We start from the raw sequence: 12501 nt of genomic DNA on the forward strand, positions 1-12501 counted from the left end.
ATTAGTAGTACTTTTCGGCATGACTTTCGCAAAACTTAAGGCTGAAGTTGATAATCTCCGCCCGGCGCTTAGTGCTGAGGGCTTGATGCTTGTGGACTTATTCATGCCATTCTGCGAAGCTCAGCAAGCGACGATAAAGAAGCTTGAAGATAAGTTAGCGGTTACTAGTGGCAATAGTTCCAAGCCGCCAAGCAAGGATGACTTCAAGCCTACTAAGGCAAGGTCTCTACGGGAAAAGTCGGGCAAAAATCCCGGCGGTCAATCGGGGCACAAAGGAAGCAAGAGCCGCCTGATCGACAATCCCGACGAGATTATCCCCTACACGATCACCGCGTGCCCGGGCTGCGGATCTAACTTATCAGGAGTATCTCCGGATGGTTTTATTCGCAAGCAGGTGGAAGATATTCCACCGCTAAAAACGATTGTTACCGAGCACAGGATTGAAATCAAGACCTGCCCATGCTGTGCCATCCAATGGCAGGCAGCTGGTTGCCCGGAAGATATCAAGCACGAATTCCAGTACGGCCCCAGAGTCAAAGCGATCAGTGTCTATCTATCAGCTTTTCAATTCATACCTGCTTTTCGGACCAAGCAGTTACTGAAGGTTTTTGGCGTAAACTTGAGTACCGGAACGCTGGACAACTTTCGCAAGAGTGCTGCACGCCAATTACCGGAGTTTCTGGAGACGTTACGCTTTTCCATAATAGCATCCCTGTGCGGCTTTTTTGACGAGACGGGTATGAAGGTCAAAGGTATCGGACACTGGGTACATGTGGCGGCAACGGAATTGTTCAGTTTGTTCATGATTCATCCCAAGAGAGGACGTGAAGCACATGATGAGATGGATGTGCTCACTTGGTTTGAAGGAATCCTGCACCGGGATGACTATCACTCTTATCATGCCTATCCCCAAGCCACTCACTCCTTATGTGTTGCCCATCTGCTACGTGACCTTATCTATGCTATTGATCGGGATAAACAGGGAGAATGGGCCGATCCCTTCATCAAACTTTTGCTCCAAGTAAAGCGACAAAAAGTCGAATCCTCCACCAGTGTCGTTGATCGCCGATGGCAGGGCCGCCACCGAAAAAAATACCGCGAGCTCCTTGCGATCGGGCTGAAGCAAAATCCTCCGGCCGTTAAAGAGGACGGGAGTACGCGCGGGCGAACAGCTCAAACCAAAACGGTGAACCTACTGCTGCGACTAAGAGACAATGAAGACGAAGTGTTACGTTTTATGACGCATGCATTGGCTCAGTTTGATAATAATCAGGCGGAAAGGGATCTGCGCATGAATAAGGTCCGTCAAAAAGTATCTGGAGGCTTCCGTTCGCTGGTCGCCGCCCAGGAATTTATGGACATTCGCTCCTTTGTTGCTACTGCAATAAAGCGGCAGGCGGACCCGGTAGAAGAACTCGTTAACCTCTTCACTCCGGGAAATTGTGACTATATGAAGCTGGCTCGACACCCTGAATAGTTACGAATAGACAAAGGTGAAGCACCTGAAAATGGAATTGCAAGTTTCAAAGGGAGATACATAATAAACCTCTTGTCAATTGCTTTCTTCTTTCTATTTACTACTTGCATTTTATTTGCTCAAAACACAACTAATGATATTAAGTTTCAAAATTTAGAAACACCTTCCTCGCCTGGGTTTATATTATTAGATAATGCGCCTTCATCAATAGAAAGACCTACAACCCCACAAGGTTTTGGTGTTAGCGTTTTAGGCTTCTTTCAAGGAACTGGTGGTGCTATGGAATTTGTACCTTTTTGGCTCGCTACACATCCAAAATTAACGGCAGAAAAAATGTATAAAAACAAGTTTCCTATTCTTTACAATTTTTCAATATCTGCTGCTACTGTAAAATCTGACAGTTCAAATTATGTTGCTGGTGGTTTTAGAACGAGATTATTTCAAACGTATGGTACAAATAATATTGGGAAATTAGATGCGATTAAATCAGAACTAGAAAATGCGCTTGCTGATTTAGATCTAGAAAAAATTAAAAAACTTCAAACAGACTACTCTAATCTCATTTCAAAACCAATTTTTACGATTGATTTAGCAGCTGCGATTGGTGCTGGTTCTGTAACAAATTCATTTAGTGACCTAGAACTAAATAGATGGGCAGCGTGGATGTCATTTAACTACAGGCCCAAAGGAAACGACTTTTACATTACTGCATTAACAAGGTATATAAACAATGAAAAGTTTGAAGAATACACCATAACAGCAGACCTTTTGGATGTTGGGACAAGGCTCAATTATGATATAAATAAATTCTGTATTTCATTGGAATATTTACAGAGATTTGACTTTACAAGTAAAAATTATTCTGATTACAGACTAGCTGCAATTGGAAGTTATCAAATTTCTGAAAACTTTTTTATCACTTCAACTTTTGGAAAGAATTTTACAGATGTAAACAACATTATAGCTATGGCTGGAGTGAACTTCGGATTCTCAAGAACTAAAATAAAGGCTTACGAATAATTTAGATAATTTGGAGAATGGACATAGTAAAGGAAACACTGGGCATAACAGGCGTTTGGCTCAATGGCGGGTGACGTGGTTAATTGAACATTCTACCTCGCATCAACTTTTGTGGAGTATTGACAGTTTTGTGCTCCGAAATCCGCCACTGCGCCAAGCGCCAAACCGTTAGCGGTAACAATAAAAAATATGAAAATTAAAATCTTAGTCTTGGCAATGTTTATTTTTAGTTCCTGCGGAAATGAAGGAGGAAGTGTTTTAAATAACGAAAACTCGCCACAAGCAGTAGCAAGAAAATTCATCAAAAGTTTGGATAAGAAGAATGTCGAGGAGGCAAAAAAGTATTGTACTCTCAAAACTGCCCAGTATTTGGATTTTCTAATTAAAATGGGAGCAAAAACAAGCACACCACATCAGGTAGATGACTTTGAGTTAAGAGATTCAATCGTTGGAAAGGTAGCGTATGTTTTCTACAAAAAGCCTGCAACCGAAGCCCAAAGAGATCCACTTCGCCTGATAAGCGAAAACGGGACATGGAAGGTAGACTTTGTAACTCCTAATTAAGAAATGAAACACATTAAATTTTATATGAAACATTATTTACTCCTTTCATTAATATATTTTGGATTTTTATCCAAAATTTTGGGACAAAATTGCATAGACAAGAGGCATCCACTATACATTGAACCGTTGAGCTATGAAGGGTTTCGTGAAAACAGACAATGTGACAAGGTTGATTTCATGAAATTTAAAGATGGATCAAACCCATTATGCGTATTAGGTATGAAGTCTTCTTTTAACAATAAAGGACTTGGATTACTCTGTGGATACAAGGTTGTCAAGGCCTCGGGGGAGGTTGATGTACTCTATGGTAATAAATTAATTTATTCTTTTGTAATGTATAAATCAACCGACGGTTATCAATGGGATACGATTAAAAGTAATCAAATTTCCAAAATTTTTACAGATACGATAGGGGAATATAATTTTCAAATTGATAAATCTCCAATATCATTGTCGACGGATGGAAATTACTTTTATTTAGCGAGTGAAAAATTTTCTGTAACTGACGATGGCAAAATTCGTTACTATCGTAGTAATGACCTAAAGCAATGGGAATTGATAGTTGAAAGGGTAGAAGGGGTATCCAGGATATCTGGATTCGAATTTATAAATAACGGAACCGCTTCCATGATTTGCAGACATGGTTTCCCTTCTATGCGGGTAAGTCTCTTTTCTAAAAGTGGAAGTACTTGGAAAGAAGTACTAGAACTATCTACACCTACATATGGAGGGAATTTAGGTTCTTATATTCAAGCGTACATTGGAAGAGAAATATATCACCATAAAGCCAATGGATTTTTATTTCAGAATAGAGAAAAACCTTATTATTTATATAATAATTCCAGCCAAAATAAAGATTATTTAGTATTTAGTTTGACTAACGAGCCTAGCCAAGACTCCAGAGTTAAAAGTGGGCAGTTCAATTGGTGGACACTTCCAAAGGTGATTTATAGAGCAACCAATAATTCAAATATTATATTTGCCCAATTTAGTGAAGGAATTTACAGGTCGACAGATGGTGGTCTTACATTTAAAAAAATATGGTTTGGAGGTGGTTATCCCGACCTCTATCCAATTTGCAGCGATGGAACACTTTTCCTAAAAACATCTCCCAGTAACTCAATTTATAAGAGTATTGATGGAGGAGACACGTGGGAAGGTGTTGCTTATATGGGAAGACTCGGCGGTGACACTAAAGTTGACTTCCTACCTGACGGAACATTTCTCTTGTCAACTTACACAGGAGTTTGGCGATTTAAAGAAAAGTGTAAGCCAAGTGAAAATATACCCTCTCCTGTTGTTTTTGGAACAACAGTAATAACTCACGGCTACCAACTTTGGTTTGGCAGTAATCCTACAGAAAAAGATGAATGGGTGAATACAATGGCGAATACAATACTAGCTAAAGTAAATAATAGAGGTTGTATTTGGGAACATAGAAACAATGTATTTGAACCCTTGCCTGATAAATGCCCAGACAAAAAAGGGGAAAATATATTGATGTTTGACTGGAAAGAAGAAAGCAATAACTGGGAGGAGGGACAAAGCGAAAATGCAGGAGATAGGTTATTTTCAAGCTTGATAATGTCTAGTCAAAGTGAAGGAATAAATTTGAGTGGACTGCATTTCATAGGGCATAGTAGAGGAACTGTGGTCAATACAGAAGCAATTGAGAGGCTTCTTGTTTTAAAAAAGGATGAAAAGTACAGAGATAGAATTTCTATTGATCAAGTTACCAATTTGGATCCTCATGATTGGGGGATGGATCTAGGGATGGGAGTCGTAGGAACAGATTTTGATAATCATCCCAATTTAGATAGTATTGACTATCCTAAGAATCGTAAGCCCAATAATGGAGTAATTTCTTGGATCGGGTCAGGGTTTAATGATACTTATTATCAAGTTGTTGACCCAATTTATCCTTATGGCAGACCAGTCAAAGGAACATTTAATGTTGATTGGAGTCAAAAGGCTCCAGGACATAGTGAAATCCATGAATACTTCTTAAAGTCAATAAAAAATGAAGCGATTGATCAGCATGGATACAAGTACTCAAGAATTGTCAACAAAACACGCCCTCTCAAAGATTCCGCTAATTACTATTGCTATCTCGATGACAACTGTAGAGAACAACCAGAGTTTAGTTTTTTCGACCCGATGGTAATTAGCGGCACTAATAGAATCAGAGGCATTTTCAATGGTAGTTTCGATAGAGGGACTGTGGGTTGGAACATAGTACCTGATGCATTTTTATTTAGATCAACACGCGATCTTCCACCCTTTTTACCTTTCACAGATATATCATCATTTGCCTCTCTTGCAATTCTTACAAATAACCAAACTAGTACATTAACTCGTGAAAGGGCATACTTTCCCCCAGATGCAAAGTCCTTTTCATTTGAATATAAAGCCGGAAAAATTAGAAATGGAAAGCTAAAGGTAATAATTAACGGCAAAGAGGTGACAATGGTTGACTTGTCTGAAGGTGATTCTTTCAATCAAGTGCTAGTGGATATATCAGAATTTTCAGATAGAGTTGTGTCAATTAGATTTGAATTTATCGCTGAGCGTTCTGATAATCTTTTTTATCCGCAATTATTGATTGATAATATTTCATTATCTAAAAAACCTTATTCCAAAGGTCTAAATCAGACACAAACTTCTCCCGTGCCAAAAAATAAGCAATTGGATATTATTTCATCTAACATATCCAGTAATCTCAATTCCTCCTTTGACAATCAAGAAGCCTGGACTACCGCCAATGGCGATGTTCTTATAGTGGATGGGGTTGCACTACTCAGAGCATCGCAAAAGGGGATTCCCGTGAAGTTTTCTTCTGGGGATTTTCGGGTACATGCAAATGCAAGGGATTTGAAAATACGTATTGCGAAGAATAAGATTGGAAAAGGCGAAATCCAAGTTTTCTTCAAAGAGTTAGACTCTGGTATAGTTCATGAATTGCATAGTGAAAGTGTCAATAACTCGGCGTTAAAAACTACTAATGTTTTGTTAAATGCTTCAAAGGCATTAGAGGGGGACATTGATTTTACAAAGATACAACCTGAATACAACGAAATGAAAATAAATGTTTCTAAGATTTCTGGCAAAGCAGGAAAGCTAGAGATTTCTTTTATCAATAAAGGGTCTTTGAAGCATGGAGTTTACATTGATGAAATATCGATTGAATGAATCATGCATAAAAAAAACCGCCAACACCGCAGCTACGCCAATGCTCCCTAAGCGGTCGCACTGCGTAGCTGCCAACGTTACTATCCATTATAACAAAAGGAAATAGAACCAAGAATTGAAATTTTACGAGCTGAGTCATATTGGAGAATTCCACGTCAATCACAATGAAGACTTTTTAGTTTCTGAAGAAGCTGGAAAAGATAGGCATTTAATTGCGGTTATGGATGGCTGTTCAAGTGGAACAGATTCTCATTTCGCTTCTACTTTAATTGGAAAACTACTTAGGAAAATTGCAAAGCAAGAGTCATATGAAGAATTTGCAAAAAACGTTACAAAGAACCTTAAAGATCAATTAGAACAAGTTTCTCTGAAGCTCTTCGAAGAATTGTCAAATATTAACCGGCAACTTGACTTAAGATCTGACGAAATTCTTTCAACCTTGATTTTGGGAATAATTGACATCAAATCATCTATAGCTGAAATTGTCATAATCGGAGATGGCATGATACATGTGAACGGCAAAAACATAGAGTATGAGAACGACAATAAGCCTGATTACATAGGTTATCATCTAAACATGGATAAAAATCTTTGGTATCAAACCCGAACTAAAAAATTAACTGTCAACAAAATAGAAGACTTGACAATTTCAACCGATGGAATTCATACTTTTAAAAACTTTGATGGCAAATCATATGATGATATAGAGCAAATAGAAATAATGTCAAAATTCTTTGAAGACAAAAGCGAATTAGAAAACACAAATAAATTAAAGAAAACACTTATCGAAATAAAGAATCAATATGGATTGATGCCTAGTGATGATTTAACAATGATAAGAATTGTAAACGAATAAATGGAACGGATAGTAACAATGTACACCATGACCATACTCCCTATCGGTCGTACGGCAGGTGTACTCACCGTTATGGGCAACCAAAGAAAAAATAAATGAGCGTACGAATCGGAAAAAGATTAAGATATAAAGATTTGTTCGACGATGAACCATTAGACTTCCATGAATATTTCAAAGGAGTTGGCAAAGAGGATATTTATAAAGCAATATCCTTCTTAGTGAATGTGGCAAATCCAAATCATAAGCACCATAATCCCAAAGACATGGTTAGCATTTGGTTTTGCGATGAAAACAAAGAATTACGAGAAGCACTATTAAGCAAATTAAATAATGGAGATTCGATTGCAAACATAATTAGTAGCCTTAAACTAATGGAATTTGTAATGCAATCAAGTTTCGATGAAAACAGAACAAAGTCAGATGCTGAATTTGAAATTGATTTATTTAAGGCATATTTATTACTAAATTCTGAGCAAGATATAATTGAAGAAAAAGGTCACAAGAATCTTCCACCTGAGAAAGAAAAGGATGAAAGAATGCTTGGACTATTTTTAGCGATGAATTTTCATGATTCCGATTTGACTAATTACAATTTGTCAGAGTTGATGATAATTCAGTTAATTAAATCAATAGATTTTTTTAAATACTTGGAGAGTAGAAAAGAGCTTAATCCTCATCTGAAACTTTTCCTATCCAAATATAATAGCGATTCATGGGAAGATTGGATAAAGAAATATTTAGCAATTATTTTCCCCATTATCCAGAAAGAAGAAAAATCGTTTTTTGATTACACAATAGCCAAAGATGAAAACTATGAAATGAATTGTAAGTTTTTTGATTCCTTTACGATAAATGATGAGAATGATTTTAGACTTTCAGATTTCATTACTTTACGTAGTAATCCAATCTTGAAAATTGATGAAGGACATTATAGAATCTTAAACAAGTTATTCTTGGTTGAAAAACTTTTTAAGAGTATTCAATTTCAATTTAGTTTACAAATAAATAAAGAAGTCAGCAAAGACGAGCAAATAAAAGATTTCAGGTCAGACCATTGTGATAATTTTTCAGAAAGAACACTATTGTATAACATTCTGCGAAATTCATTTCCAAAGAAGAATTGGATACACTTATCGGGGGATGATTTTTTAGCAAAGGGATATTCAGCAGAACCTGATTTCTATGTCAGATTTAAGAACAAAGTATTTCTTTTTGAAAGTAAAGATGTTGTCCTTAAAGGTGAGGAAAAACAATCAAGAGATTATCCAACCCTAAAAAAGGCATTAAGTGAAAAGTTTTACAAGATAGAGAAAGGTGGCAAAATCGAGCAAAAAGCAGTTCTACAAATAATCGAGAATATCAAAAGAATTCTTACAGTTTACTATGATAAATGTGATAAAGGATATAACCCTAAGAACATAAAAATTTATCCAATTCTTATTATTCATGATAGGCAGTTTGATTCACTTTCTGTCAATGAGTTAATTTCCAATTGGTTTGAATTAGAGTTATCCAAGATAAAAGGGGAATTCGACACTTCGAACGTCCAACAAATTATCGTCTTGAATATTGACACAATGATTTTGTACCAAGAGACTTTCAAGCAAAGAGGAAATAATAGATTGGAGAAACTAATTTCTGATTACCACGAGAACATCAAATTTGAACCTGCAAAGTATAGAAGTCTTGGAGAGGTCAAAGCAAAGAAACTAAATTCGTTACGTCCCTTCACCAATTTTGTGGATGTAGAATTTGACAAAAGAAAGGTCAATAAAATACCTACTCATGTAATGAAATATGCAAAAGAATTATTTAAAGATGAAAAAGAAGGCAGCCCATAACATTGCATAAAACGGCAATTGCCAGCAAAAGCTGGCAACTGCGTTTATGCGATACCGTTGGGGCCAATCTAAATAAAAACCTTATCTTATCGATGTATTCAATTATCACATTTAAAGTAAGAATACTTATGAAAAAAGTAATGTACTTGATCATCTTTTTGATGAGCATGACGTCTATCGATATCCAGGCTCAATCATGCTCGATTGATTTTGGTGACTATTCTAGTGCAAGTTTTAATTCTTCAAATTGTACGTACCTATTCAATGGTGTTTTTGTTTCCCTAATAGGGTTTAATGATTTTGGTGAAGAAATACCTATTTGTGGTTCAGGAGAGGATCCATGGATAGCTAGGATAATGAAGCCTAACATTCCTTTGATTGGAGAGTCTATAAGGGTCACAACCAATGGAGGTCTTGAGACCATGACTATTAGATATAAGTATATAGGTCAGGAATTATCAGAGGAATTTTTTGATGAATCAATTGTGATAGACGATTTTTCAAATTTGGAATTCATTGATGTGTTAGATATTGAGTGTACTTTATTAGGGTCTGAGTGTGGTTTAAGCCCTGCAAGTGTTGCCTTGGAGGTTGTAGATCCTGTTATTCCTAATATTCCTTCAAATCCGACAGCCCAACAAACAGAAACTACACTTTCTGGGTTGACAGATGACTATCGTAATGGAATCAACGATTATCATTACTATGAAGTTGATAATGAAATTTGTAACTCACAATCGAACTCGAATTGTACTGTCGATAATGTTTATAATTTCATAAAAAATAACAGAGAATTTCAAGTTCCTCAATATTTAGATTTTCCACAGACTCCTGCTGATATTCTAGATACTGATCCAATAGCATTTCTCAAGAGGCTAATTAATAATAGACTCTTGACAGATGAAATCACAAACTTACCAGCTATTGATGGAGATACAGTAATTATAGGGGGGAATGATTTAAGACTTTTAGCTGGAATAGCTGGCTTAATTTTAAACCAGGCATTGGAAGAGTGTAGTGGATTGGTAAATATCAACTCAGATCCTGTTGTTATTTCCTTACACGATGAAGGTAAAAGTATCACCAATTATACATTGCCAGGTCATACACTGCATCCTGGAAAAATAACTAGATTTGTCTATTCAGAAGATTGCGGTCAGACAGTTCGTGTAAGAACAATAGGTGAGGGACTTCACTTTTGTGGTGACACTCCATATGGTGTAGTGTTTTCTTTTCTTAATATTGGTGTAGGAAGAGAAACATTTCAGAATATGGACAATCGCCTTATCATATTCTTCAATTGAATTAATAAAATACAAGCGACATGAGATATTTATTTCTATTTTTTGCATTAGTATCTGTAAAGCAAATAGTTTTTTCACAAAGCCTTCTTGGGAATGAATGGTTTGTCAATGAAATAAAAATTGTAACAGATGATACAATCTTGGTAGCAGATATTGACAATTCAGAGTTGATTGATTTAAGTGGATTAGTATATAATTTCGTGACTGATTCTACTTATTCCGCTGTAAATATTGAAGGCGATACTGTTTATGGTATATGGAGTCAATTGGATAATAATGAAATATCAATAGATAATTATTTAGGAACTATTGATTTTATAAACGATGATGTTTCAGTTTTGAAGCGAATGTTTGAGTACTCTGATGGAACAGGAGGTACTAATATTGGCTTGTCGTTAATTTACTTAGGAAAGGAGCGTTTAGTAAGTTCGACATCAGAAATTAATAAACTCATAGGTGTAAATATTTATCCAAATCCAACTAATAATTTTGTAGATATAGAGTACTCTGGGTTATCAAGCAGGCCTGTAAAATTAAATATATATGATAATTTAGGTCGTATGGTTTTGAAACTTGATAATCTCCAAAGTAATTCTAATTTGAGATTAAACGTTAGTAATTTTAACAAAGGCCAGTTTTTCTTCCAGTTTATTTTTGTAGATGGGATTATGGTTGAAAAAGTATTAATTAAGTGATTAACAGTGAAATTTTATGTGTTTCTACAATGTAATCAGAATTAAATTATAGACTGGCCCCAACACTGCGCCACCGTCAACCGGGCTGGTTTGCCCCCCTATTAATCGGACTTTTCTACAGTTCCGTTGAAAGTTGGTTGGTAAAGGTAATAAATTTTGGTTTTTGCCCCTGGTTTGCCCCCCTATTAATCGGACTTTTCTACAGTTCCGTTGAAAGTTGGTCGGTAAAGGTAATAAATTTTGGTTTTTGCCCCTCAGAGCGGGACCATTTTTTGCTGTTTAGGGGCTTCTGCCTTCGGCTTGCTTCGCCCTTCCGTTTCCTGTTTACAGTGCGTATCCCCGGCTTCGCTACTAATCAGCCCTAGCTCGTTCTTGATCAGATAGCGCGGTATCTTCAAGCCGAAGATCAGCTTTTCACGTTTCCCCTTCCGACTCGTGACCAGGCCCGCCTCGTAAGCTTGCCAAAACACCTGTGGTGGGAGCATCGCCGTGGCGGAGTTTACCCGGCTATTGTTATAGTTTTCGTAGAACAGCACCAGGCGCTGCTCCAGCTGTTCGAGGGTCGCAAAGCGATCATACTTTAGAGCCTGTGAGATAATCGAGTGAAAGCTTTCGACATGGCCGTTTTCTTGTGGTGTGTACGGATGGGTAAATACCTGACCGAGATGGTTGTCGGCCATGAACTCCCGCAGTCGGGTGGCTAAGAACTGCGGGCCATTATCGCTGCGTACTTCCACGTGGATGTCCTTACTTAGTAGATCTGCCGGCTGTAGGTGATTGATAATGACTTCCTCCCAAGCCTTGGCCACCGTCGCCCACTTCATCGAGTACCCTACTTCGTAGGCAAGGGCTACGCGGGTGAATGTGTCGATGATCGTCAACACAAAGGCATGGCGACGATACTCCTCTACCCAGAACATCTTGATGTCCATTTCCAGCAATGTCAACGGGCGATCCGGACGGGCGCAACGCTGACTGACGTAAGGGCCTCGTTCACTTCGTCGACGCTCCAGTAACTGATCATAGTCCTTCATCAAACGGTACACTTTCTTGGCGTTGATGCGGTAACCTTCGAGTTGTAATTGAGCCGTCATCCGCTTGTATCCGCAACGCAGATCGTCGTCCTCTTGGATCGTTTTGATCTTGGTGACGATCTCGGAATTTGGCCGCTGATGAATCTGTCCCTCACCATCGTAGTAAGACGTGTGGGTGGAAGCAGGAGCGCCCGAACGAACGTGGCCTTCAGTTTCACTGCAAGGGCGATGGTAATACTGATGGCGCGTCATGGCAAAAGCATCCAAAGCTAATTTGAGGGGCAAGCCCTCTTGATTGAAACGCTTGATGGCATGACGCTTGTCGTCCGGGCTTAGGTTTTTTTTTCCCGGGCCTCTTTGAGCGCACGGATGAGTAGTTCCTTTTCGGCCACAAGTTCCTTGAGTTGCCGATTCTCCTTCTCCAACTGCTGGAGCTGGCGGATTTGCTGGGAACGAACGCGTTTCCCAAAGTGCTCCTCTCCCTGTTCTGCAAGTTGCCTCTTCCAGTTGTAGTAAGTAGC

At 37.9% G+C, this 12501-nt stretch carries 9 protein-coding genes and 1 pseudogene; 8 read left to right on the forward strand and 2 right to left on the reverse strand.

The window, feature by feature from the left end; translation table 11 throughout:
- The 8 genes from tnpC to H9S92_RS03480 all read left to right on the forward strand — a co-directional run.
- Positions 1–1477, forward strand: a 1477-nt coding sequence (gene tnpC / locus H9S92_RS03445) for an IS66 family transposase (RefSeq protein WP_222935959.1), incomplete at its 5' end; no start/stop codon positions are given.
- A 72-nt stretch (positions 1478–1549) separates the two neighbouring features.
- Positions 1550–2497 carry a hypothetical protein gene (locus tag H9S92_RS03450; protein WP_187465323.1) on the forward strand — a complete coding sequence of 316 codons (948 nt, stop codon included), beginning with the start codon at positions 1550–1552 and terminating at the stop codon, positions 2495–2497.
- A gap of 189 nt (positions 2498–2686) precedes the next feature.
- On the forward strand, positions 2687–3061 hold the full coding sequence (locus H9S92_RS03455; RefSeq protein WP_187465324.1) for a nuclear transport factor 2 family protein: 375 nt from the start codon (positions 2687–2689) through the stop codon (positions 3059–3061).
- A gap of 24 nt (positions 3062–3085) precedes the next feature.
- Complete coding sequence (locus H9S92_RS03460; protein WP_222935960.1) at positions 3086–6250, forward strand: WD40/YVTN/BNR-like repeat-containing protein; 3165 nt, start codon at positions 3086–3088, stop codon at positions 6248–6250.
- Between the two features lie 115 nt (positions 6251–6365).
- Positions 6366–7106 carry a protein phosphatase 2C domain-containing protein gene (locus H9S92_RS03465; protein WP_187465326.1) on the forward strand — a complete coding sequence of 247 codons (741 nt, stop codon included), beginning with the start codon at positions 6366–6368 and terminating at the stop codon, positions 7104–7106.
- A 95-nt stretch (positions 7107–7201) separates the two neighbouring features.
- Complete coding sequence (locus tag H9S92_RS03470; protein ID WP_187465327.1) at positions 7202–8947, forward strand: hypothetical protein; 1746 nt, start codon at positions 7202–7204, stop codon at positions 8945–8947.
- A gap of 128 nt (positions 8948–9075) precedes the next feature.
- Positions 9076–10251, forward strand: coding sequence for a hypothetical protein (locus tag H9S92_RS03475; RefSeq protein WP_187465328.1), 1176 nt, complete (start codon positions 9076–9078; stop codon positions 10249–10251).
- Positions 10252–10271: 20 nt separating this feature from the next.
- Positions 10272–10946, forward strand: coding sequence for a T9SS type A sorting domain-containing protein (locus H9S92_RS03480; RefSeq protein ID WP_187465329.1), 675 nt, complete (start codon positions 10272–10274; stop codon positions 10944–10946).
- A 254-nt stretch (positions 10947–11200) separates the two neighbouring features.
- On the opposite strand, the gene H9S92_RS03485 is transcribed toward H9S92_RS03480, so the two are convergent.
- Complete coding sequence (locus H9S92_RS03485) at positions 11201–12265, reverse strand: DDE-type integrase/transposase/recombinase (RefSeq protein WP_187465330.1); 1065 nt, start codon at positions 12263–12265, stop codon at positions 11201–11203.
- A 47-nt stretch (positions 12266–12312) separates the two neighbouring features.
- Positions 12313–12501 (reverse strand): annotated as a pseudogene (locus tag H9S92_RS03490) (hypothetical protein); the annotation flags it as partial.

This window comes from Neolewinella lacunae (genome assembly GCF_014349155.1).
Taxonomy (GTDB): Bacteria; Bacteroidota; Bacteroidia; order Chitinophagales; family Saprospiraceae; genus Neolewinella; species Neolewinella lacunae.